The sequence below is a fragment of the Rhizobium sp. BK661 genome (genome assembly GCF_024808825.1).
In the GTDB taxonomy this organism is placed as follows: Bacteria; Pseudomonadota; Alphaproteobacteria; order Rhizobiales; family Rhizobiaceae; genus Rhizobium.
In genome coordinates, this window is sequence record NZ_JANTYT010000004.1 from 352,619 (window position 1) to 375,986 (window position 23,368).

The window sequence follows — 23,368 nt, forward strand, 5'->3', positions numbered from 1 at the left end:
CGCAGTTTAGAACAATTCGAAACTTGCATGGCGATCCACGCATTGTGGGATGTGTCATAAGGCAAGCCCGGCCGAAATTTCAAGGAAAATGAGCCGAGGCGTCGTGCAAGCTTAAAGCGCAGGACAAAGATCATGGCGCCGCCACGCCTTTATCTCGACTGGAACGCGACTTCGCCGCTGCATCCACATGCGCGCGACGCGGTTCTGCGCGCGCTGGATCTGTTCGGCAATCCGAACTCGGTGCATGGCGAAGGCCGCAGCGTCCGAGCTGCGATCGAACACGCGCGGCGGCAGGTCGCTGTCCTTACGGGTGCCGATGCCGCGCATGTGATCTTTACCAGTGGCGCTACCGAAGCAGCCAACATGGTGCTGACGCCTGATTTCAAGATGGGGCGGACGCCAATAGCCATCGGTCGGCTCTATTATTCGGCGGTCGAGCATCCGGCCGTGCGGGAGGGTGGTCGGTTTTCGAAGGAGCAGACGACGGAAATTCCGGTGACAGAGGCCGGTGTCGTCGATCTTGACGCTCTTGGCGCTCTGCTTGCTGCTCACGACAAGTCGGCAGGGTTGCCGATGGTCGCGGTCATGCTTGTCAACAACGAGACCGGCATCGTTCAGCCAATTTCCGATATTGCAAAGATCGTGCAGGCGCAGGGCGGGCTGCTTGTTGTCGATGCTGTACAGGCCGCGGGCCGACTGAAGCTCGATATCAACGAGCTTGGCGCCGATTTCCTGATCGTATCGTCGCACAAGATTGGCGGCCCCAAGGGCGCCGGCGCGCTCGTTACACGCGGGGAAGTGTTGATGCCACTGCCGTTGATCCACGGCGGTGGCCAGGAGAAGGGTCACCGCTCGGGGACGGAAAATTCATTGGCGGTGGTCGGCTTTGGCGCTGCCGCGGAAGCCGCTGTCGCGGAATTCGAGGCCCGCAACGCGGCAATTTCGGCGCTGCGTGACCGGCTGGAAAGCGGTATGCGTGGGGCTGCACCCGATGTTGTCGTCTACGGCGCCGAGGGAGCACGCGTTTCCAACACGACTTTCTTCACCCTTCCGGGGCTGAAGGCTGAAACGGGCCAGATCGCCTTCGATCTCGAAGGCGTTGCGCTTTCCGCCGGCTCTGCCTGCTCGTCCGGCAAGGTGGGCGAGAGTCATGTTCTGGTCGCCATGGGGCGTGATCCCAAGCTCGGTGCTCTGCGGATTTCGTTGGGCTTTGCCACGACCGAAGAGGAGGTCGACCGAGCGATTTCCGTCTTTGCGAAAATAGCCGCTCGGCGCAAGCCGGCCGGAGAGGCGGCGTGACCGCTTCATAAATTTGCGGAAAGGCAATTTTCCGCTTGCCATTCGGGCTGAAAAGTCCCTTTTGGCCACCTACATACGGGGCAAACCTATACTGCCCGAACGACAAGCTGCCGGACCTTTTCTCCGGCGAGATTGGAGAATGACATGCCCGCCGTCCAGGAAACGGTTGATCGCGTCCGCGAGATTGACGTCGATCAGTATAAATACGGTTTCGAGACCATCATCGAAATGGACAAGGCACCCAAGGGCCTGTCCGAAGATATCATCCGTTTCATCTCCGCCAAGAAGCAGGAACCGGAATGGATGCTCGAATGGCGTCTGGAAGCCTACAAGCGCTGGCTGACGCTGGAAGAGCCCACCTGGGCGCGCGTCGACTATCCGAAAATCGATTTCAACGACATCTACTACTACGCCGCGCCGAAAAGCACGCCCGGCCCGAAGTCGCTCGACGAAGTCGACCCTGAAATCCTCAAGGTCTACGAGAAGCTCGGTATTCCGCTCAAGGAGCAGGAAATCCTGGCCGGCGTCGAAAGGCCGAAGATCGCAGTCGATGCCGTCTTTGACTCCGTTTCGGTCGTCACGACCTTCAAGGAAGAGCTGAAGAAGGCCGGCGTGATCTTCATGTCGATCTCGGAAGCGATCCGCGAGCATCCGGAACTGGTGCAGAAGTACCTCGGCTCCGTCGTTCCGACCTCCGACAACTATTATGCGACGCTGAACTCGGCTGTCTTCACCGATGGGTCGTTCGTGTTCGTTCCGAAGGGCGTTCGCTGCCCGATGGAGCTGTCCACCTACTTCCGCATCAACGAGAAGAACACCGGCCAGTTCGAGCGGACGCTGATCATCGCGGAAGAGGGCGCCTACGTCTCCTACCTCGAAGGCTGCACCGCCCCGCAGCGCGACGAAAACCAGCTGCATGCGGCTGTCGTCGAGCTCGTGGCTCTCGATGATGCCGAGATCAAGTATTCGACTGTCCAGAACTGGTATCCTGGTGATGCGCAGGGCAAGGGCGGTATCTACAACTTCGTCACCAAGCGCGGCGACTGCCGTGGTCACCGGTCGAAGATTTCGTGGACGCAGGTCGAAACGGGTTCGGCTATCACCTGGAAGTACCCGTCCTGCATCCTGCGCGGCGACGACTCCAGAGGCGAATTCTACTCGATCGCCGTGTCGAACGGCCACCAGCAGATCGACTCGGGCACGAAGATGATCCATCTCGGCAAGAACACGTCGAGCCGCATCGTTTCCAAGGGCATTGCCGCGGGCGTGTCGCAGAACACCTATCGCGGACAGGTCTCGGCCCACCGCAAGGCGTCGAACGCGCGTAACTTCACGCAGTGCGACTCGCTGCTGATCGGCGACAAGTGTGGCGCGCATACGGTGCCGTACATCGAGGCGAAGAATTCGACGGCGCAGTTCGAGCACGAAGCGACGACCTCGAAAATTTCCGAGGACCAGCTGTTCTACTGCCTGCAGCGCGGCATCCCGACCGAAGCGGCGATCGCCCTGATCGTCAACGGCTTCGTCAAGGAAGTCCTGCAGGAACTGCCGATGGAATTTGCCGTCGAGGCGCAGAAGCTCATCAGCATCTCGCTCGAAGGCAGCGTCGGCTGACGCAACACGACAATGAATGCGCGAGGGCGCGTGGATCGCGCCTTTCTCCGATTGCTTTTTATGGGACAAGACCATGCTTGAGATTAAGAACCTGCACGCCCGCATCGCCGAAGACGGCACAGAGATCATCCGCGGCCTGAACCTCACCGTGAAGGCCGGCGAAGTTGCCGCCATCATGGGCCCGAACGGCTCCGGCAAGTCGACGCTCTCCTACATCCTGTCGGGCCGTGAAGACTACGAAGTGACCGAAGGCGACATCCTCTACAACGGCGAGAGCATCCTGGAACTCGACGCTGCCGAGCGCGCGGCCAAGGGCATTTTCCTCGCCTTCCAGTACCCGGTCGAAATTCCGGGCGTTGCCACCATGCAGTTCCTCAAGGTCGCGATGAATGAGCAGCGCAAGGCTCGCGGCGAAGAAGAGCTGAAGACGCCTGACTTCTTGCGCCTCGTGAAGGACGCTGCTGGCAAGCTGCAGATCAACACTGAGATGCTGAAGCGCCCGCTGAATGTCGGCTTCTCCGGTGGTGAGAAGAAGCGCGCCGAAATCCTGCAGATGGCATTGCTGCAGCCGCAGCTTTGCGTCCTCGACGAAACCGACTCCGGTCTCGACATCGACGCGCTGAAGATCGTCGCCGATGGCGTCAACGCGCTGCGTTCGCCTGATCGCGCCGTCATCGTCATCACGCACTACCAGCGCCTGCTCGACTATATTGTCCCGGATACGGTTCACGTTCTCTACAAGGGCCAGGTGATCAAGTCGGGCGACAAGACGCTGGCGCATGATCTGGAAGCCAATGGCTACGCCGACATCATCGGTGCGGCAGCCTGATTACGGCGGAAAGGACGAGTCTCATGAACATGCAGACGACGAGCCGCCAGACCGCCGCGGAAGCGGCGCTCATCGAGGCTTTCAATGATCAGATCGGCGAACTGCCGGGCGACGGTTCGGTTATCGCCATCCGCGACCGCCTGCTTGACGACCTGAAGAAGGCCGGCCTACCGACGCGTCGCGTCGAGGCCTGGCACTATACCGACCTCAAGACCCTGCTTCGGACCATTCCGGACCAGGCAGGCGACGCCGGTTCGGAAGCCCGCGACCCGCTGGTCGAAGAGTCCTCGGTTCTCTCGGTCATTCAGGGCGTTCCCGACCTCAAGCGTTCGGTAGACGGGTTGGAAATTTCGGGCTACGCGGCCCAGCTTTCAAACGGCACGGCTGCCACCAGCCTTGGGGCGCTCGGCAGCGACGACGCGATCGGTCGCATCAACGGCAGCTTCGTGCGTGATGGCTATGTCCTCGACGTTCCCGCCGAGACTTTGCTCGAAGAACCGCTGGAGATCCAGTTCGTTCACGCTGGTGGTCAGGCGCATACGCGCCTGCCGGTCAGCTTCGGTGCCAACATCAAGGCGACCGTTATCGAGCGTCACCTTGCAGTGACGTCGGATGCGGCATTCGTGTCGCATGTCAGTGACATCACGGTCGGAGAGGGCACCGAGCTTACCTGGATCATCGTCCAGCAGCAGGGTGCCGAGGATACACATCTTGGCCAGATCCGTGTCGACCTCGGGGCCGATGCCAAGCTGAAGCTCTTCATCATCAACGCCGGTGGCAAGCTGGTTCGTCAGGAACTGCACATCAAGGTGACGGGCGAGGGTGCCGATCTGACGCTGCGCGGCATCAACCTGCTGGGCGCCGAAACACATACCGACGTGACCATGGTTCTCGGCCACAACGTTCCGCATACGGGTTCCACCGAAGTGATCCGCAACGTGGTCTTCGACCGCGCCAACGGCGTCTTCCAGGGTATGATCCGGGTTGCGCCTGATGCGCAGAAGACTGACGCGAAGATGGCATGCAACACGCTGCTGATGTCCGACGACGCCGAATTCTCGGTGAAGCCGGAACTCGAGATCTTTGCTGACGACGTTCAGTGCGGTCACGGCGCGACCGTTGCCGACATCGATCACAACCATCTCTACTACCTGATGGCTCGCGGTATTCCGGAGAACAAGGCGCGCGCCATGCTCGTCAACGCCTTCGTTGCCGAGATCGTCGAGGAACTGGAAGACGAAGCCCTGGTCGAGTCGCTGGAAGGCGTCATCTCGGCCTGGCTCGAAAAGCACGCCTGATCGGATAGCGTCATGGACAAGATAGTTCCGGCCACAGCATACGACGTCGAAGCCATTCGCAAGGATTTTCCGATCCTTGCGAAGGAGGTCTATGGCAAGCCGCTGGTCTATCTCGACAACGGCGCCTCCGCACAGAAACCGCAGGTCGTCATTGATGCGATCTCGCATGCCTATTCGAACGAGTATGCGAACGTTCATCGCGGCCTGCATTTTCTCTCGAATGCGGCGACGGACGCCTATGAGGGCGCACGCGAGAAGGTGAGGCGCTTCCTCAATGCGCCCGATGTCAACGACATCATCTTCACGAAGTCTTCGACGGAGGCGATCAACACCGTCGCCTATGGCTGGGGCATGCCCAAGATCGGCGAAGGGGACGAGATCGTCATCTCGATCATGGAGCATCACTCCAACATCGTGCCGTGGCATTTCATCCGCGAGCGGCAGGGCGCCAAGCTGGTCTGGGTACCTGTTGACGACGAGGGCGCTTTCCATATCGAGGATTTCGAGAAGAGCCTGACGGAGCGGACGAAGCTAGTCGCCATCACGCATATGTCGAACGCGCTCGGCACGGTCGTTCCGGTCAAGGAAATCTGCCGGATCGCACATGAGCGCGGTATTCCGGTGCTGGTCGATGGATCGCAGGGCGCCGTCCATATGCCCGTCGACGTGCAGGACATCGATTGCGACTGGTACGTCATGACCGGCCACAAGCTCTATGGGCCGTCGGGCATCGGCGTGCTCTACGGCAAGAAGGATCGGCTACGCGAGATGCGGCCCTTCCAGGGTGGCGGCGAGATGATCTTCGAGGTGACGGAGGATGCCGTGACCTACAACGATCCGCCGCATCGATTCGAAGCCGGAACACCGCCGATCGTGCAGGCGATAGGGCTCGGCTACGCGCTTGATTACATGGAAAAAGTCGGCCGGGAGGCGATTGCACGCCATGAAGCTGATCTCGCCGCCTACGCCGCAGAGCGACTGCAGGCGGTCAATGCATTGCGGGTGTTCGGTACGGCGCCGGGCAAGGGCGGTATCTTCTCCTTCGAGCTTGCCGGTCTGCATGCTCATGACGTGTCGATGGTGATCGACCGCCAGGGTGTTGCGGTTCGCGCAGGCACACATTGCGCCATGCCGCTCTTGAAACGCTTCGGCGTCACCTCCACATGCCGCGCGTCCTTCGGGATGTATAATACACGGGCCGAGGTCGATGCCTTGGCCGATGCGCTTGATTATGCGCGCAAGTTCTTTGCCTAAGGAGTGTCCATATGAGCCTGGACGAAAGCGAACAGAAGATCGACGTGCGCGAAGGCATCGTGCATTCCAGCATTCCGGCCGATGAACTGGCACGGCTTAGCGACGATGTGATTTCAGCACTCAAGACGGTCTATGACCCGGAAATTCCCGCTGACATCTTCGAGCTCGGGCTGATCTACAAGATCGACATCGAAGACGACCGCATGGTGAAGATCATGATGACGCTGACGGCGCCTGGCTGCCCCGTCGCCGGCGAGATGCCCGGCTGGGTCGAGAACGCCGTTGGGGCGGTCGAGGGCGTGTCAGGCGTCGAGGTCGAGATGACCTTCGATCCGCCGTGGACGCCGGACCGCATGTCGGAAGAGGCGCAGGTCGCTGTCGGCTGGTATTGATCGGTTAAGCTGCTGGCACTACATTTGAATCATGAAACGCCGGACCTTTAATCCGAGCGCGGAAGGAGAAGAGGCCAATGGGCTTTGCAATAATGAGCATGACGGACGCTGCCGCGAACCGCGTGAAGGCGATCGTCGAAAACTCCGGACCGGAAGCCAAGGGCGTCCGCGTCGGCATCAAGAAGGGTGGTTGCGCAGGGATGGAATATACCATCGACCTCGTGACCGAGCCGAACGCGAAGGATGACCTGATCGAACGCGATGGCGCCAAGGTCTGGGTCGAACCATCGGCTGTGCTCTACCTCCTCGGCACAGAAATGGGCTTCGAAAGCACGACGTTGCGCTCGGGCTTCATTTTTACCAACCCCAACCAGACATCGGCTTGTGGCTGTGGCGAATCCGTCGAGCTAAAGCCCGCGGACCTCGCAGCGCTAGCCGCCCAGGGCAATGCTGTCGTGCCGGCGCACTGATTGTCACAATCGATCGAATCATCGACAAGGCTGCCGTCTCGGCAGCTTTTTTCGTTTTACCTCCCTGCGGCTGCCGTTTATGGCCCGGTGTCGAGAGCTCGTGAAAGGCGCCAGCGAAAAGGAATCCGCGGAAGAATGCTACTACTGTTCCTGAAAGGCGCTTTGCTGGGTGTCATCATCACCGCGCCACTTGGGCCGATCGGGATGCTATGCATTAACCGCACACTCGAGCGCGGCTTTCTGGCTGGCTTTTCTTGCGGCTTCGGGACGGCGGTGGGCGACGCCAGCTACGCTCTTGCGGCGGTAACGGGCATTGCCGTTTTTGAGGAGTTGATGTCGGCCGCTACCCTGCCATTGGCATTCGGCGGAGGACTACTGTTGCTGGCGCTCGGTTATCGCGGATTGACCCACGATCCAGTTCGCGCTGCAGATGTCAGGGCGGGTGGGCTACTTGGCACGACGTTAGCGACATTCCTGCTTACGATTTCCAATCCGGCGACCATTCTCTCGTTCGGCGCTCTCTTTGCCGGCTTTGGGCTGACGGAGGAGACCCGGCGCTTCAGCTCGGCAGCCATCGTCGCTGGCGTATTCTGCGGATCGCTTGGCTGGTGGCTTTCTCTAAGCGGCGCAGTGAACCTTGCAAGGGGAAAACTGCCCAAGGACTTCACGACGAAGGTCGCGCGAGGAACGAGCCATCTTTTGATCCTCTTCGGACTTCTTGCACTCGCCTCGGCGGTCTATTCGCTTCTTTAGAGCGTCATTGCAGTTGATCCTGAGTCGTCGCGCAGGTTTGTGTCGCGACCTATACCTATGTCTAGCGCAGGATAGATTGACCGGTTGCCGCTTCCTGAATAGCTTCATTGGCGAACGAGTGCAGTGCGAGAGCGCTTGAGAGCTCTTCGCAAAGGTCGTTCCAAGGGAGTTACCCAGCGCCAACGGCGCCGGTCTAACAGCGACAAGAAAAGCCACTTCGAACGAGTTTTTCAGGCCCACATGGTTGTGTGCGCAGCCACAGCTGCGCGCCCATTCTGCAGACAGTTCAACGTTTAGGGACATCGATCATGATGATGATGAACAGACGAACATTCTCAGCAGCACTCGTGGCAGGCGCTGCAGCTTCCCTCATATCTCCGCGCAGCATGGCAGCGCCTACCTCCCCGACGAGGGCCCGAAACGTCGTATTGGCACACGGACTGTTCGCCGACGGTTCCTGCTGGACCGACGTCATTGCTCGACTGCAAGCTGCAGGGCTCAATGCGACGGCCGTGCAGAACCCGCTAACGACGCTCCCCGAAGCCGCAGCCGCGGTGCAGCGCGTGCTCGACCGGCAGGATGGTCCAACGGTACTGGTCGGTCATTCGTTCTCCGGCATGTTGGTTACCGAGACGGGGGTGCATCCGAGCGTATCGGCGCTCGTTTTTGTCGCTGCGCGTGCGCCTGACGCCGGCGAAGACTATACGGCCCTTGCCAAGACATTTCCGACACCGCCTGCTTCAGCAGGGATAGTCTTCGATGGCGACGAGGGGCGGCTGACCGAAGCGGCGTTCCTGCGTGATTTTGCCGGAGATCTCCCCGAGGCGAAGGCTAAGGTGCTCTATGCGGTGCAGGAGCCATTCCACAAGGCGCTCCTCACGGGTAAGACGACACAGGCGGCATGGCGTTCGAAGCCCAGCTGGTATGCCGTTTCCACTGAAGACCGAACGATCAATCCCGACCTCGAGCGTTTCATGGCCAAGCGCATGGGCGCCAAGACCATCGAGCTGGAATCGAGCCATTTGTCACTGATTTCGCACCCGGACGCCATTGCCGGCTTAATCCTGGATGCCGCGGGGCAACAGAGGGCATAGCAAAAATCCCCGTTGCTCGCTCTGGACGCTGACACAACGAAAGCACGGGCTGGCGGTCAGCTCTTGATGTCGATACCGGCCTCGACGGCGGCGGCTATGAACGCTTCGCGGGCGTCGTCGTTGGTGCGCTTGCCCTTGATGACGTCGGCGCAGACAAGCAGCGCCTTGTCGAGTGCCGTGCCGTCTTCTGTCGGCCAATCCTCGATCATGGCCCAGGAGGCTGCCTGCGTTGTCGCGATCGTCACATAGTTGCCGGGCTCTTCGAGCGCGAGCAGCACCGGCTTCGGCCAGGGCGCCTGCGTCACGGAATCGGCGTCGTCTTTTGGCATTCCGCTCGGACCTTTATCTTGTCGCGTTCGTGGAAAGGCCCTCCCTATGGAAGGAAGGGCCGTTTGCATATTATTCCGCAGCTTCAGCGTAGCTTTCGAGCGGCGGGCAGGTGCAGATCAGGTTGCGGTCGCCGAAGACGTTGTCGACACGGTTGACCGGAGACCAGTATTTGTCGACGCGGAAGGCGCCGGGCGGGAAGCAGGCCTGTTCTCTGCTGTAGGGACGGTCCCACTCGCCGACCAGATCTTCGACCGTGTGCGGGGCGTTCTTCAGCGGGTTGTTCTGCTTGTCGGAACGGCCTTCCTCTATGTCGCGGGCTTCCTGGCGAATTGCCAGCATGGCTTCGCAGAACCGGTCGAGCTCGGCCTTGGTTTCCGATTCCGTCGGCTCGATCATCAGCGTGCCGGCAACCGGCCAGCTCATGGTCGGCGCGTGGAAGCCGCAGTCGATCAGGCGCTTGGCGACATCGTCGACGGTGACGCCGGCGCTATCGACCAGCGGGCGGGTGTCGATGATGCACTCATGCGCCACGCGACCGGCCTCTGACTTGTAGAGCACGCCGTAGGCGCCCTTCAGCCGGGCGGCGATGTAGTTGGCGTTGAGGATCGCCACCTTGGTCGCCTGCGTCAGCCCTTCGCCGCCCATCATCAGGCAGTAGCTCCAGGAGATCGGCAGGATCGAAGCCGAACCGAAGGCCGCCGCCGAGACAGCACCGGGGCGTCCGTCGCTCTCCGGATGGCCCGGAAGATAGGGTGCCAGATGCGCCTTGACGCCGATCGGACCCATGCCCGGACCACCGCCGCCATGCGGGATGCAGAACGTCTTGTGCAGGTTGAGGTGGGACACGTCGGAGCCGATGTCACCTGGGCGGGACAGGCCGACCATGGCGTTCATGTTGGCACCGTCGAGATAGACCTGGCCGCCATGCTTGTGCACGAGGTCGCAGATTTCCTTGACGGTTTCTTCGAAGACGCCGTGTGTCGAGGGGTAGGTGATCATGCAGCAGGAGAGGTTCTCCGAATACTGCTCCGCCTTGGCGCGGAAATCATCCATGTCGATATCGCCGTTGTCGCGAACCTTGACGACCACGACCTTCATGCCGACCATCTGCGCCGAGGCGGGGTTGGTGCCGTGCGCCGAAGTCGGGATCAGGCAGACGTCGCGGTGACCGTTGCCATTGGCGATATGGTAGTTGCGGATCGTAAGCAGGCCCGCATATTCGCCCTGCGCGCCGGAGTTCGGCTGCATGGAAAAGGCGTCGTAGCCTGTGACGGCGCAGAGCTTTTCCGTCAGGTCGTCGATCATCTCTCGATAGCCGAGCGCCTGGTCAGCGGGCACGAAGGGATGGATATCCGAGAATTCCGGCCAGGTGATCGGCAGCATTTCGGCTGTCGCATTTAGTTTCATCGTGCAGGAGCCGAGCGGGATCATCGAGCGGTCGAGCGCCAGGTCGCGGTCCGAAAGACGGCGGATATAGCGGGTCATCTCGCTTTCGGCGCGGTTCATGTGGAAGATCGGATGCGTCAGGTACTCGCTGGTGCGGGCGAGGCCCTTGGGCAGGCGATAGCTGGGCTCGAAATCCGCCACGGCGAAATTGCCGCCGAAAGCGCGCCAGACGGCTTCCAGCGTCGCCGGGCGAGTGCGCTCGTCGAGCGACATGCCGATCTTGGTGGCGCCGACCTTGCGCAGGTTGACGCCTTCGGCGACCGCGGCGCGCAGGATGACGCCCTGCATGTGGCCGACATCGACGGTGATGGTGTCGAAGAAGGTTTCCGGCTCGATGGTGTAGCCGAGCCTTTCCAGGCCCTTGGCCATCAGCACGGCCTTCTGGTGGACCTGCTGGGCGATCGCCTTGATGCCCTTGGGGCCATGGAAGACGGCGTACATCGAGGCCATAACGGCGAGCAGCACCTGCGCGGTGCAGATGTTCGACGTCGCCTTTTCGCGGCGAATGTGCTGCTCACGCGTCTGCAGCGACAGGCGGTAGGCGCGGTTGCCGCGGGCATCGACGGAGACGCCGACAAGGCGGCCGGGCATGGCGCGCTTGTGCGCGTCCTTGACCGACATGTACGCAGCATGCGGACCACCATAGCCGACCGGAACGCCGAAGCGCTGCGAATTGCCGATGGCAATGTCAGCGCCCATCTCGCCGGGCGACTTCAGAAGCGTCAGCGCCAGAATATCCGCCGCGACGATGGCGATGGCGCCGGTCTGGTGCAGGCGCGAAATCAGGCCGGTGAAATCATGCACATGGCCATGCGTGCCCGGATACTGGAAGATGGCGCCGAAGACGTCGACCGGGTCCAGATCGGTGAAGGGGTTGCCGACGATGACGCTCCAGCCGAGCGGTTCCGCACGGGTCTTGATCAGCTCGATCGTCTGCGGATGGCAGTCAGCATCGACGAAGAAGGCTTTGGCCTTCGACTTGGAAACGCGCTCGGCCATGGCCATGCCTTCGGCAGCGGCAGTCGCTTCGTCGAGCAGCGAGGCGTTGGCGACGTCAAGACCGGTCAGGTCGCAGATCATCGTCTGGTAGTTCAGGAGTGCCTCGAGGCGACCCTGGCTGATTTCGGGCTGGTAGGGCGTGTAGGCAGTGTACCAGGCCGGGTTTTCCAGGATGGTGCGCTGGATAACCGGCGGCGTAATCGTGCCGTAGTAGCCCTGGCCGATCAGCGAGGTCAGGACCTTGTTCTTGTTGGCGGTTTCGCGCAGCTTGTCGAGCGCCTCGCGCTCCGTCATCGGCGCGCCCCAGACGAGTGGCGCTTTCTGGCGGATGGAGGGCGGCACGGTCGCGTCGATCAGCCCGTCGAGGCTGTTGTAGCCGATGACCTTCAGCATGTCGGTCATTTCGGCCGGCGAGGGGCCTATGTGACGACGATTGGCGAAGTCGTAAGGCTGGTAGTCGGTAAACTGGAATTCGGTCGGCGTCGTCATTACGCGGTGAGCTCCTTATAGGCCGCTTCATCGAGCAGGCCATCGGCATCGGCTGCATTGGCAAGCTTCAGCTTGAAGAACCAGCCAGACCCTTGAGGATCCGAATTGACCAGCGACGGATCGGCCACGATGGCGGGGTTCACTTCGGTGATTTCGCCGTCAAGCGGACAATAGACGTCAGAAGCAGCCTTTACGGACTCGACGGTGGCCGCATTGTCGTTCTTGGAGAAGGTGGTGCCGACTTCCGGCAGTTCCACGAAAACGAGGTCGCCGAGTTGCTCGACTGCGTAGGTTGTAATCCCAACCGTCGCGACGCCGCCTTCAATCTTCAGCCACTCGTGTTCTTCGGTAAACTTCAGCATGATTGTTCTCTCCGGAAAATGGTTTAGCGTTTGTAGGTCGGTGTAATAAAGGGAAGGGCGCTGACAGTGACGGGCAGGTACTTGCCGCGCACTTCGGCATAGACTTGCGTTCCAACGGCTGCCTGAGCGACCGGGACGTAACCCATCGCGACAGGACCGTCGACAGAAGGGCCGAAGCCACCCGAGGTCACTTCCCCGATCTCAGTCTTGCCCTCAGAATCGGCAAAGAGCTTGGCGTGGCCACGAACCGGGGCCTTGCCCTCGGGCTTCAGGCCGACGCGGCGGCGGGTAGCGCCGTTATCGAGTTCGGCGAGGATGCGCATCGCGCCCGGAAAACCGCCGGCACGAGCGCCGCCCGACTTGCGGGCCTTCTGCATGCCCCATTCCAACGCGGCCTCGACGGGCGTGGTGGTCGTGTCGATATCGTTGCCATAAAGGCAAAGGCCAGCCTCGAGACGCAGGCTGTCGCGGGCACCCAGGCCGATCGGCTGCACATCCGGGTGCTCAAGCAACCGCTTGGTGACATCCTCGGCCTTATCCGCGGGGATTGAGATTTCGAAGCCGTCTTCGCCGCTGTAGCCGGAGCGCGAAACGAGACAGGAAACGTCGTGCAATCGGCAATGCCGGACGTCCATGAACTTCATCGCGGCGACATCGGCCCAGAGTTCCGCCAGCACTTCCACGGCGCGGGGCCCCTGCAACGCGATCAGCGCCCGGTCGAGCACCGTGATGTCGCAGGTGGCGGCGAGATGCTTCTGGAGGTGCGCAAGGTCGGCATCCTTGCAAGCGGCGTTGACGACGACGAAGAGATGATCGTCGAGATGCGTGATCATCAGATCGTCGAGAATGCAGCCATTGTCATCGGTGAAGAAACCGTAGCGCTGGCGACCTTCCGCGAGGCCAAGAATATCAACAGGAACGAGGCTTTCTAGCGCTAGCGCGACGTCCTCGTACTTTCCCGATTTCGCCTTGATGACGACCTGGCCCATATGGGAGACATCGAAGACGCCGGCGGAGGTGCGGGTCTGGATGTGCTCCTTCATGACGCCGGCCGGGTACTGCACCGGCATGTCATAGCCAGCAAAGGGCACCATACGGGCGCCAAGCGACAGATGCAGCTGATGCAGCGGGGTTTTCTTGAGGGCAGCAGTATCGTCCAACGACGCCTCCGGGGTTTGCGCCTGGAATTCCATGCGCGGGCTCAAATCTTCAGGCGCGGTTGCGCCTTGCACTTCGAGCCCCCTCTGTCCCTATGCCTGAGATTGTTATCCCTTCGGCGAGCGTTTCGAGAACGCTTCTCTCCAGAGTTCCGTCTGCCCCTTGCTGGTCCTTTGGCCTGAGAGTTTCCGGGGCGGTTGCTCCTTCGGCACCGGTCGCAGATGACCGGCTTCTCCCAACAAGGTCGAGGCAATTATCTGGCCAGGACTGTACTTGGCAAGGGGGAATGTCGCCGCCGAGCAAATTTTTGTCGCGTGGCTTTTGCGTGCGGGGGCTACGTCGGAGAGGCGGCGGGCGAAACTCAGTTGTCGCTGTAAAGATCCAGGGCCTGTTGCAAACCTGCCTGTGGCTGCCGTTGGCCCATCGTCATCAGGTCCAGCGCGACCTCCGTCGACTGGATGATATTGGCCGCCTCTTCGACGTCTTGGCCGCTGGCGGCCCTGGTTTGACGGTCGGCGGCGCGGCGCGCTTCTTTGGCAGCCGTGCTTGCGGAGACGCGCTGAGGAATCCGCAGCGTTTCAAACGCTGCGGCAGCGGTGTTCGCGGATATGGTACCGACCAAGACTGTCATCGTTCCAAAATAGGCGTCCGATATTCTTAACTGGCTAAATTATTCGCTGGCATTTTATGCATCTTGATCTTCGCCGGAGATGGTTGGAATGTCCGGCGCGAGCAGAAAGAGACGACTCATGGTTCAGGCCCTCCTTGTCGCCGGCGGCGGCGCAATTGGTTCCCTCCTTAGATACTATGTCGGCCAGTGGGCTCTCAGGCTCGCCGGGCCGGCCTTTCCGTGGGGAACGCTAACCGTCAACGTCGTCGGCTGCTTCGTTATTGGCGTATTCGCGGAAATGATCGCTCGGCGCTTCGACGCATCGCCGGAATTGCGCTTGCTGCTGATCACCGGCTTTCTTGGCGGCTTCACGACCTTCTCGGCATTCTCGCTGGATGCGATCTCGCTGTTCGAACGTGGTGCGGCGGTCTCCGGCGCCGTTTATATCGTTGCCAGTGTCGGTCTGTCGATGGCAGCGGTCATCGCCGGCCTGGCGCTCATGCGCGCAATCTTGTGAGATTACGGTTTCCGTTTTCGGCAAAAATGCTCTAAAGGCAGCCGGAAAGGCCGCGTTTGGCGCGAGCGACATTTTCCGAAAGAGCACGAATGGCTGGGATTGAACATATAACGGTGGAACCCGATGAGGCCGGCATGCGGCTGGATCGCTGGTTCAAGATTCACTACCCCGGTCTCGGTTTTGGCCCGCTTCAGAAACTCATGCGTTCCGGGCAGGTACGTGTCGACGGCGGGCGCGTGAAAACGGATGCGCGGGTGCAGCCAGGGCAGGTGGTACGCGTGCCCCCGCTCGATGTCGATGCCAAGTCGAAAAACACGCCGATCGCTGCCCACGACCTGAAACACGGGGGTGACTACGAGCTTCTGCAGCGCATGGTCCTCCATGAAGACGACAAGGTGATCGTCTTGAACAAGCCAGCCGGTCTTGCCGTGCAGGGCGGGTCCGGTGTGACGCGGAATGTCGACAAGATGCTCGAAGCATGGACCAATCCAAAAGGCGAGAAGCCGCGGCTCGTGCATCGCCTTGACCGCGACACTTCGGGCGTCCTCGTTATTGCCCGTACCCGAGGCGCTGCACAAAAGCTGACGGCAGCGTTTCGCGAGCGCGATACCAAGAAGACCTATTGGTCGCTGGTGAGAGGCGTTCCGCGCAAGCACGAGGACAAGATATCGACCTGGCTGGTCAAGGAGGCGACCGCCGACGGCGACCGGATGCGTATCGCCAAACATGGCGAAGAGGGTGCCGATCACGCGGTATCGTACTATCGCGTCCTGGAAACCGCCGCGCAGAACCTCGCGTGGCTGGAGATGGAGCCCTACACCGGACGGACGCACCAACTGCGCGTCCATGCATTGCATATCGGCCACCCGATCATTGGCGACCCCAAATATTTCATCGACGACCCGAACTGGGATTTCCCGGGCGGCATCCAAAAGCGGTTGCACCTGCATGCGCGCAAGATCGACATTCCTCACCCCAATGGTGGGAGACTTCGCATAAGCGCGCCCTTGCCACCTCATATGGTGCAGACGTGGAACCTCCTTGGCCTCGACCTCGCATCCCAGGAGAGGGATGATGACGAATGAAACTCGCACTTTTCGATTGTGATGGAACGCTGGTCGACAGCGCGGCGCTGATCCATGAGGTGATGGCGCGAACGTTTGTGCACTTCGGCCATGAAAGGCCTGATGTTTCGTTGACGAAGTCGATCATCGGGCTGACGTTGGATATCGCGATCGCACGGATGCAGGGAAAGCCTCACGTTGACGATGAGGCGATCGCGATGACGGCGCACTACAAGGCAATCTATGCTGGCGTTCGCGACGAACCCGGAATGGATGTACCGCTTTTCAATGGCATCAAGCCGCTGATTCATGGGTTGGCAGAGAATGATGACATCCTGATCGGCGCGGTAACCGGAAAATCGCGTCGCGGTCTTGTCCATATTCTCGAAACGCACGGTTTTGCACCACATTTTATCGTGTCGCGCACCGCAGACGACTGCCCATCGAAGCCACATCCAGCTATGGTAGTAGAGTGCTGCAGCGAGACCGGCATGAATCCCGCCGATGCCATCGTCATCGGCGATGCCGTCTACGACATGCAGATGGCGAAGGCCGCCGGCGCCAAGGCCGTCGGCGTAAGTTGGGGCTATGCGAGCGTGGACGATCTGGTGGCTGCCGGCGCGGACAGTATTGTTCGGCAGCCGAGCGATATTTTGAAGCACTTTTCCGAGGTGAAGCATGCGTGATCTGTTAAACGACATAGCGGAAGGATTGAGCCATCCCGACCCGATCCGTCGCGCCCAGATCCAGATGAAGAAGCCATTGCCGAAGCGCTTCTACAAGGCGGTCACGATCGGGGAACTCGATGAAGGCTTTTCGATCGAGTTGGACGGCAAGGCAATCCGGACGCCGGCCCGAAAACTGCTGGTTGTGGCCACGAAGCCGCTCGCAGAACTCGTCGTGCGCGAGTGGGAAGCACAGACCGAGCTCATCGACCCGTCGACCATGCCTGTGACACGGCTCGTCAACACGGCTATCGACGGGGTTGCGACCGACACCCAGGCCGTCTTCGAAGATATCCTGCGTTTCTCCTCGAGTGACCTTCTTTGCTATCGCGCGGACGGGCCGGAAGCGCTCGTCGAGCGTCAGAAAGAGCTTTGGGATCCGGTGCTTGATTGGGCCGCAAACGCACTCGGTGCGCGCTTCATCCTGATCGAAGGCGTCATGCATCACGATCAACCAGGAGACGCGATTTCCGCATTTTCATCGGCATTGAGACGGCACGACGGCCCGACCGCACTGGCAGCCTTGCATACCGTTACGACGTTGACCGGTTCCGCGCTGCTGGCGCTTGCCTTTGCGGAAGGCATTCTGTCGGCAAAGAAGGTCTGGTCGCTCGCGCATCTCGACGAAGACTGGACGATCGAGCATTGGGGAAGCGACGAAGAGGCCGAGGAACGGCGCGAGAAGCGCTTCGAAGACTTCAAGGCTGCGACGGACGTTTTTTTAGCCCTGAAAGGCTGAAACATGTTGCGTTGCGCCGGGTTATCGCGAAAATCTGCGAGTCTATCGGGGGCGGATGCGGATTTTTTGAATGAACTGGCTCAGGTCGTGCTTTTTTCGGGTTGCGCTTATCTGTATCGCCCTGGCCTCGTGCTCGATTTTTGCAAGAGAGCAACCTGCGCCCATTTATGACGTCCGCAGCGCGGTTGTCGTCAGCCCGCAGAAGATATCGCCGACAATCCTTGCCGGTGTAGGCGATCGGGTGAATGCCGCGATCAATGCCACGGTGCGGACCGAGGTCTATCCGCGTGTTGTGTTGACCATCCGGATTCTCTCGGTCGAAAAAGGTCAAGGCTTCGACAAGAGCCGAAATGTCGCCAAGGTCAGCATCGATGCCGCGTCCGTTGACGACGGATCGGTCATTGCCGTCAGCGCGTTCGAGGTGACAAGCTTTTCCGGCAACCCCGCAGCAGCCGACGAGATCCTCGCCGAGGATATTGCCGCTCGCATTCGTTCCGCTTTCTCGCTGCGCGCTGGACGCGCCTGAACCAGCCGCGCGATCCGCGGCGAGGAGTATCCATGAAGGAAATTCTTGAAGAGCTCGAACGTCGCCGCGGCATCGCACGGCTTGGCGGAGGCAAGGCACGTATCGATGCCCAGCACCAGCGCGGCAAGCTGACGGCGCGGGAGCGGATTGATCTGTTCCTCGATGAGGACTCCTTTGAGGAGTTCGACATGTTCGTCGAGCATCGATCGAGCGACTTCGGAATGGAGAAGTCGCGCATTGCAGGCGACGGCGTGGTCACGGGCTGGGGAACGGTCAACGGGCGGACGGTCTTCGTTTTCGCCAAGGATTTCACGGTATTCGGGGGCTCGCTCTCCGAGGCTCACGCCGAGAAGATCATGAAGGTGCAGGACATGGCGCTCAAGAACAGAGCGCCTATCATTGGCATCTACGATGCCGGTGGTGCCCGCATCCAGGAGGGGGTGGCCGCACTGGGCGGCTATGCCGAGGTATTCCAGCGCAATGTGCTCGCATCCGGTGTCATTCCTCAGATTTCCGTCATCATGGGACCGTGCGCCGGCGGCGATGTCTATTCGCCCGCGATGACCGACTTCATCTTCATGGTCCGCGACACGTCCTACATGTTCGTGACCGGTCCGGACGTGGTGAAGACGGTGACCAACGAGACTGTTACCGCGGAGGAGCTTGGTGGCGCCTCCGTGCATACGACCAAATCTTCGATTGCCGATGGCGCCTACGACAATGATGTCGAGGCATTGCTCCAGGTTCGTCGGCTGATTGATCTTCTCCCGCAGTCGAACACGTCACCGGTGCCGGAAATCGAATGTTACCAATCGGTGACGGATGTCGATGCATCCCTGGACACTCTGGTGCCAGCGAATGCGAACAAGCCCTACGACATCAAGGAGCTGATCCTGAAGACGGTGGACGAGGGCGATTTCTTCGAGATCCAGTCGAGCTTCGCCAAGAATATCGTCTGCGGCTTCGGCCGCATTGAGGGATCGACGGTCGGCTTCGTCGCAAACCAGCCGATGGTCCTGGCCGGCGTGCTCGACAGCGATGCCTCACGAAAGGCGGCACGGTTCGTCCGCTTCTGCGATTGCTTCAACATACCTGTTGTAACCTTCGTCGACGTGCCGGGCTTCCTACCGGGAACCGCACAGGAATATGGCGGTCTCATCAAGCACGGCGCCAAGCTGTTGTTCGCCTATGCGGAGGCGACGGTGCCGAAGCTGACGGTGATCACACGCAAGGCGTTCGGCGGTGCCTACGACGTCATGGCGTCGAAGCATCTGAGGGGCGACTTGAACTATGCCTGGCCGACAGCTCAGATCGCCGTCATGGGAGCGAAGGGCGCCGTCGAGATCATTTTCCGCAAGGACATTGCAGATCCCGAAAAGATCGCAGCGCATACCAAGATGTACGAAGACCGGTTCCTATCGCCGTTCGTTGCCGCCGAGCGCGGCTATGTCGATGAGGTGATCATGCCGCATTCAACCCGCAGGCGGCTGGCGCGGGGTCTCAAGATGCTCCGCAACAAAGATCTGAGCAATCCCTGGAAGAAGCACGACAATATTCCGCTCTGAGGAGTCTAAAGTGGGGAAAGCTAAGGAAAATCAACAGGAAGTGATCGCCCGTCAGCGATCCGTGTCTTCTTTCCTATTGGTGAAGCAGCTAACGCTCCGCTGTCTTTACTCAAAAGGAGAGTCTACATGGAACGACTGAGCGCATATCAGCCCTACGCGCTTGCCGCCCTGCGCATCATTGCAGCGCTGCTGTTTATTGAACACGGAACGATGAAACTTTTCGCGTTCCCGGCCGCGCAGATGGAAGGACCATTGCCGCCCTTGCTCTTGGCTGCTGCGCTGCTTGAAGTGGTCGGTGGGCTGCTTGTGCTGATTGGCCTGTTCACGCGACCAGTCGCCTTCATCCTGTCGGGCCAGATGGCCGTTGCTTATTTCATGGCACACGGATCAAAGGCATTCTGGCCGGCACTGAATGGCGGGGAAGCAGCAATCCTGTTTTGCTTCATCTTCCTGTTCATTGTCTTCGCCGGCCCCGGCGCTTTGTCGGTCGACCAGCGCAAGGCCGCGGCGTGATTTTTTGAGGACTGTGGCCGGGCAACCGGCCACAGTCCCGGTCATGCCGTCAACTTCAAGCCGCCGATCCCGGCGACAATCAGCACGATACACAGTAACCGCGGTGCAGTAGCGGGATCGCCCAGCAGCCACACCCCGAGCAACACAGTGCCGCGACGCTGCCGATGCCCGTCCAAACAGCATAAGCCGTTCCGATTGGCAGCGTCTTCACCGCGAGACCGAGAAGAACGACACTTGCCACCATGCAAATGGCCGTCAGCGTTGTCGGCACAAAACGCGTGAATCCATCGGTATATTTCAGACCGATCGCCCAGCCGCACTCGAATAGTCCGGCGAGAAAAAGTAGAAGCCAAGCCATCATATCTTCCTTGTTGAGAACAGAGCCCACGCCCTACACGGTCGGGATCCAGATGGAATCCGTTCCGTAACGGAAGCGGTTCAACTCAGGTAGGAATGCATGCCTTGGCCATACCACCCGTTTCTTGCTTGCCTTAGGCAAGTCGCTCAGCATGCCACTTCAGATGATCGTCCATGAAGGTCGAAATGAAGTAGTAGGAATGGTCGTAGCGCTCATGCAGGCGCAGGGTAAGCCTGATGTCGGTTTCCTTGACAACGTTTTCAAACAGCCAGGGACGCAGCCCATTTTCGAGGAAGCCATCCGCTTTGCCTTGGTCAATCAAAAACTCGGGAAAACGTGCTCCGTCGCTTACCAAAGCGCAGGCATCATACTTGCGCCACGCTGCACGGTCGGCGCCCACGTACTTTTCGAACGCCGGAGCCGACCAGTCCGCAGTCGACGGCTCCACAATCGGCGCGAACGCCGAGCAACTCTTGAAGCGTTCGGGGTTCCTGAGTGCGATCGTCATGGCCCCATGGCCGCCCATCGAATGGCCGAAGATGCCTTGGCGGCTCATGTCCATCCGGAAGTGCTGGCTGACATAGGCCGGAAGCTCTTCGGTAATGTAGCTATACATCTGATAGTTTTCCGACCACGGCTTCTCGGTGGCATCCAGGTAGAAACCTGCGCCTTTGCCCATCTGCCAGTTGGTAAGCTCGTCGGGAACATCATTGCCACGCGGGCTTGTGTCCGGGCAGACAATGATCAGGCCGAGCTCTGCAGCCATGCGCCGATATTCGCCCTTTTCCATGACGTTCGCATGTGTGCACGTTAAGCCTGAGAGATACCAGAGGACCGGGCAGGGCTCCTTGATTGCCTTCGGCGGAACAAAAACGGCGAAGGTCATCTCGCACTTGCAGGCCTCGGACTCGTGCGTGAAAACACCCTGCATGCCGCCGAAGGCGGTCGTCTGGGAAATGATGTTCATTCTTTGTCGTCCGTTCTTGGGGTAAGCGCCTTGGCCCGGCGGCACAGGCGATCGAAAGTTTCGAGGAAGCGGGAGCGATCCTTGGGGCCAAAGGCGGCGTTGTAGCCCTTGCTTTCGCCGGTCTCTCGCAAGTGGGCACCGAGATCGCGCATGGCACTGGCCATCCCGATATTCGTATCATCAAAGACGCGACCAGTCGGGCCGGTGACAAGCGCGCCAGTCGCCACGCAACGGACCGCGAGCGGAACATCGGCAGTGATAACCACGTCGCCTGCGCCGGCATGTTCGGCAATCCAGTTGTCGGCGGCATCGAAGGAGGCCGAGACGATGACATTGTGGACCATCGGGTCGCGGGAAGGGCGCAGACCGGAATTGGCCACGAAGGTCACTTCGATGCCGTGGCGTTCGGCTACCTTCAGAATTTCCGGCTTCACCGGGCAGGCGTCTGCATCGACATAAATCATGTACTTCAATCTGCTTTGACGGAAACGCTACGCGGCCCCGACGGGCGCGTAGCGACGGTTCGTTCAGGTCTCTTAGGCCAACGACTGCCATTCGTTCAAGACGTCAGGCTTCCCTGAGCGTGCCTGCCTTCTTCGCCACCCAGGTTGCGATGACATCCATCAGGGTCGGGTTCAGGCAATCGTAGGGCGTGAGGCCGAGTTCGTTCAGGCGGCCACGGACACCCGCCATTGCCGAAGGCGGTGTGCCCGATTCGATGATCGACGAGACGAAGGCGGCGAATGTCGGCTCCGCCCAGCCGCCTTCCTGAAAGCGTTCCGGATGAATGAAATCGAGCCCCTTGAACGCATGATCCCTCTCCACCGGTCCATACATGTGCACCCCGCATGCCTTGCAGGCATGGCGCAGGATCAGCGCGTCCGGATCGACGACCTGCAGCTTGTCACCATTTTCCAGCACGCTGACGTTTTCATGCGGGGTGACGGCGACGACCGAAAAAACGGCTCCCTTTGGCTTCCAGCATTTCGTGCAGCCGCAGGCGTGATTGTGGGCGACGTTGCCCTTGATCGCGACTTTCACGGGGCGGTCGGAGCAGGCGCAGACCAGCGTGCCGCCATTGAAATTCGCCTGGCCCTTCGTCACGCCGCCGTCGAGGACGGGGTGTATTGATACTTGACTTGGCATGTTCAGCTCCTCCTCCTTGGCTGCCCACAGCTCCCAAATCAGGGTCAATTTGCGAAAAAGCCGCAGGCCATTTCAAAACAACGCCGCATTCCCTCGTCCTCGTCTCAATACAGTACCACGCTTCGGATGCTTTCGCCGGAATGCATGAGCTCGAAGCCCTTGTTGATGTCTTCCAGCGGCATGGTGTGGGTGATCATCGGATCGATCTCGATCTTGCCCTGCATGTACCAGTCGACGATCTTCGGGACGTCGGTGCGGCCGCGGGCGCCGCCGAAGGCGGTGCCCATCCAGGAGCGGCCGGTGACCAGCTGGAACGGCCGGGTGGAGATTTCCTGGCCGGCGCCGGCAACGCCGATGACCACCGACTTGCCCCAGCCGCGATGACTGGCTTCCAGCGCCTGGCGCATCACCTTGGTGTTGCCGGTGCAGTCGAAGGTATAGTCGGCACCACCGATCTGGTCGGCGCCACGCTTCGTCATGTTGACGAGGTAGGGGACGATGTCGTCGCCGACTTCCTTCGGGTTGACGAAATGCGTCATGCCGAAGCGCTCGCCCCAGGCCTTCTTGTCGTTGTTCAGATCAACGCCGATGATCATGTCGGCGCCGGCGAGCCTCAGCCCCTGGATGACGTTGAGGCCGATGCCGCCGAGCCCGAAGACGATGGCGGTTGCGCCGATCTCCACCTTGGCGGTGTTGATGACGGCGCCGATGCCTGTCGTGACGCCGCAGCCGATGTAGCAGATCTTGTCGAAGGGGGCGTCGGGATTGACCTTGGCAACGGCAATCTCCGGCAGCACCGTGTAATTGGCGAAGGTCGAGCAGCCCATGTAGTGATGAATCTTGTCCTTGCC

General features: G+C 60.4%; 25 protein-coding genes, 1 pseudogene and 2 riboswitches. Of the genes and pseudogenes, 16 read left to right on the forward strand and 10 right to left on the reverse strand.

The genetic code is table 11. From position 1 onward, the window contains the following. Positions 1-132 precede the first annotated feature (132 nt). From FHX16_RS12385 to FHX16_RS12425, 9 genes are all read left to right on the forward strand, one after another. Positions 133-1,299, forward strand: a complete 1,167-nt coding sequence (locus FHX16_RS12385; protein WP_183757428.1) for a cysteine desulfurase family protein — start codon at positions 133-135, stop codon at positions 1,297-1,299. A gap of 144 nt (positions 1,300-1,443) precedes the next feature. Then, complete coding sequence (sufB, locus tag FHX16_RS12390) at positions 1,444-2,913, forward strand: Fe-S cluster assembly protein SufB (RefSeq protein ID WP_183862573.1); 1,470 nt, start codon at positions 1,444-1,446, stop codon at positions 2,911-2,913. A gap of 73 nt (positions 2,914-2,986) precedes the next feature. Beyond that, on the forward strand, positions 2,987-3,742 hold the full coding sequence (gene sufC / locus FHX16_RS12395) for a Fe-S cluster assembly ATPase SufC (RefSeq protein ID WP_259128553.1): 756 nt from the start codon (positions 2,987-2,989) through the stop codon (positions 3,740-3,742). Positions 3,743-3,765: 23 nt separating this feature from the next. After that, the gene (sufD, locus tag FHX16_RS12400; protein WP_183862571.1) at positions 3,766-5,040 is read left to right on the forward strand and encodes a Fe-S cluster assembly protein SufD; all 1,275 of its coding nucleotides are present in this window, start codon (positions 3,766-3,768) and stop codon (positions 5,038-5,040) included. 12 nt (positions 5,041-5,052) lie between these two features. Next, a complete protein-coding gene (locus tag FHX16_RS12405) occupies positions 5,053-6,294 on the forward strand; it encodes a cysteine desulfurase (protein WP_183862569.1) in 1,242 nt (413 codons plus the stop codon). Between the two features lie 11 nt (positions 6,295-6,305). Next, positions 6,306-6,686 (forward strand): SUF system Fe-S cluster assembly protein, encoded by a 381-nt coding sequence (locus tag FHX16_RS12410; RefSeq protein ID WP_016554095.1) that lies wholly within the window; start codon positions 6,306-6,308, stop codon positions 6,684-6,686. A 77-nt stretch (positions 6,687-6,763) separates the two neighbouring features. After that, positions 6,764-7,156, forward strand: coding sequence for a Fe-S cluster assembly scaffold SufA (gene sufA / locus FHX16_RS12415; protein WP_016554094.1), 393 nt, complete (start codon positions 6,764-6,766; stop codon positions 7,154-7,156). A 135-nt stretch (positions 7,157-7,291) separates the two neighbouring features. Beyond that, positions 7,292-7,909, forward strand: coding sequence for a LysE family transporter (locus FHX16_RS12420; RefSeq protein ID WP_183862567.1), 618 nt, complete (start codon positions 7,292-7,294; stop codon positions 7,907-7,909). 311 nt (positions 7,910-8,220) lie between these two features. Next, complete coding sequence (locus FHX16_RS12425) at positions 8,221-9,003, forward strand: alpha/beta fold hydrolase (protein ID WP_183863010.1); 783 nt, start codon at positions 8,221-8,223, stop codon at positions 9,001-9,003. Between the two features lie 56 nt (positions 9,004-9,059). Here FHX16_RS12425 and FHX16_RS12430 read toward each other — a convergent pair whose 3' ends face one another. From FHX16_RS12430 to FHX16_RS12450, 5 genes are all read right to left on the reverse strand, one after another. Then, a complete protein-coding gene (locus FHX16_RS12430) occupies positions 9,060-9,332 on the reverse strand; it encodes a DUF982 domain-containing protein (RefSeq protein WP_183757422.1) in 273 nt (90 codons plus the stop codon). Positions 9,333-9,402: 70 nt separating this feature from the next. Further along, positions 9,403-12,267: an aminomethyl-transferring glycine dehydrogenase gene (gene gcvP, locus FHX16_RS12435; RefSeq protein WP_183862565.1), complete on the reverse strand. Its 2,865-nt coding sequence runs from the start codon at positions 12,265-12,267 to the stop codon at positions 9,403-9,405. Continuing rightward, a complete protein-coding gene (gene gcvH / locus FHX16_RS12440) occupies positions 12,267-12,629 on the reverse strand; it encodes a glycine cleavage system protein GcvH (RefSeq protein ID WP_259128563.1) in 363 nt (120 codons plus the stop codon). Before gcvH ends, gcvP begins: the two co-directional genes overlap by 1 nt. 23 nt (positions 12,630-12,652) lie before the next feature. After that, a complete protein-coding gene (gene gcvT / locus FHX16_RS12445) occupies positions 12,653-13,789 on the reverse strand; it encodes a glycine cleavage system aminomethyltransferase GcvT (protein WP_183862563.1) in 1,137 nt (378 codons plus the stop codon). A gap of 74 nt (positions 13,790-13,863) precedes the next feature. Next, positions 13,864-13,944, reverse strand: a riboswitch (glycine riboswitch). A gap of 3 nt (positions 13,945-13,947) precedes the next feature. Then, a riboswitch (glycine riboswitch) is annotated at positions 13,948-14,035 on the reverse strand. Between the two features lie 113 nt (positions 14,036-14,148). Beyond that, positions 14,149-14,418: a hypothetical protein gene (locus tag FHX16_RS12450; protein ID WP_183757418.1), complete on the reverse strand. Its 270-nt coding sequence runs from the start codon at positions 14,416-14,418 to the stop codon at positions 14,149-14,151. A 118-nt stretch (positions 14,419-14,536) separates the two neighbouring features. Between FHX16_RS12450 and crcB the strand changes: the two genes are divergently transcribed. From crcB to FHX16_RS12485, 7 genes are all read left to right on the forward strand, one after another. Beyond that, positions 14,537-14,914 carry a fluoride efflux transporter CrcB gene (gene crcB / locus FHX16_RS12455; RefSeq protein ID WP_183862561.1) on the forward strand — a complete coding sequence of 126 codons (378 nt, stop codon included), beginning with the start codon at positions 14,537-14,539 and terminating at the stop codon, positions 14,912-14,914. A gap of 89 nt (positions 14,915-15,003) precedes the next feature. Further along, complete coding sequence (locus FHX16_RS12460; RefSeq protein ID WP_183862559.1) at positions 15,004-15,999, forward strand: RluA family pseudouridine synthase; 996 nt, start codon at positions 15,004-15,006, stop codon at positions 15,997-15,999. Then, positions 15,996-16,664, forward strand: a complete 669-nt coding sequence (locus tag FHX16_RS12465; protein WP_183862557.1) for an HAD-IA family hydrolase — start codon at positions 15,996-15,998, stop codon at positions 16,662-16,664. The genes FHX16_RS12460 and FHX16_RS12465 overlap by 4 nt, the downstream gene beginning before the upstream one ends. Next, on the forward strand, positions 16,657-17,442 hold the full coding sequence (locus FHX16_RS12470; RefSeq protein ID WP_183757415.1) for an ATP12 family chaperone protein: 786 nt from the start codon (positions 16,657-16,659) through the stop codon (positions 17,440-17,442). Before FHX16_RS12465 ends, FHX16_RS12470 begins: the two co-directional genes overlap by 8 nt. Positions 17,443-17,512: 70 nt before the next feature. After that, complete coding sequence (locus FHX16_RS12475) at positions 17,513-17,968, forward strand: hypothetical protein (protein WP_183862555.1); 456 nt, start codon at positions 17,513-17,515, stop codon at positions 17,966-17,968. 32 nt (positions 17,969-18,000) lie between these two features. Continuing rightward, positions 18,001-19,533 carry an acyl-CoA carboxylase subunit beta gene (locus FHX16_RS12480; RefSeq protein WP_259128568.1) on the forward strand — a complete coding sequence of 511 codons (1,533 nt, stop codon included), beginning with the start codon at positions 18,001-18,003 and terminating at the stop codon, positions 19,531-19,533. Between the two features lie 126 nt (positions 19,534-19,659). Next, complete coding sequence (locus tag FHX16_RS12485; RefSeq protein ID WP_183757412.1) at positions 19,660-20,046, forward strand: DoxX family protein; 387 nt, start codon at positions 19,660-19,662, stop codon at positions 20,044-20,046. Between the two features lie 41 nt (positions 20,047-20,087). On the opposite strand, the pseudogene FHX16_RS12490 reads toward FHX16_RS12485, so the two are convergent. The 5 genes and pseudogenes from FHX16_RS12490 to FHX16_RS12510 all read right to left on the reverse strand — a co-directional run. Further along, positions 20,088-20,404: pseudogene (locus FHX16_RS12490) on the reverse strand (DMT family transporter). 133 nt (positions 20,405-20,537) lie between these two features. After that, positions 20,538-21,371 (reverse strand): S-formylglutathione hydrolase, encoded by an 834-nt coding sequence (gene fghA / locus FHX16_RS12495; protein WP_183862550.1) that lies wholly within the window; start codon positions 21,369-21,371, stop codon positions 20,538-20,540. Next, positions 21,368-21,835 carry a YaiI/YqxD family protein gene (locus FHX16_RS12500; RefSeq protein ID WP_183862548.1) on the reverse strand — a complete coding sequence of 156 codons (468 nt, stop codon included), beginning with the start codon at positions 21,833-21,835 and terminating at the stop codon, positions 21,368-21,370. Before FHX16_RS12500 ends, fghA begins: the two co-directional genes overlap by 4 nt. Before the next feature lie 103 nt (positions 21,836-21,938). After that, positions 21,939-22,517 carry an S-(hydroxymethyl)glutathione synthase gene (gfa, locus tag FHX16_RS12505; protein ID WP_183862546.1) on the reverse strand — a complete coding sequence of 193 codons (579 nt, stop codon included), beginning with the start codon at positions 22,515-22,517 and terminating at the stop codon, positions 21,939-21,941. Between the two features lie 104 nt (positions 22,518-22,621). Further along, positions 22,622-23,368 (reverse strand): zinc-binding dehydrogenase (locus FHX16_RS12510; protein WP_259128569.1); only part of this gene is annotated, 747 nt, incomplete at its 5' end.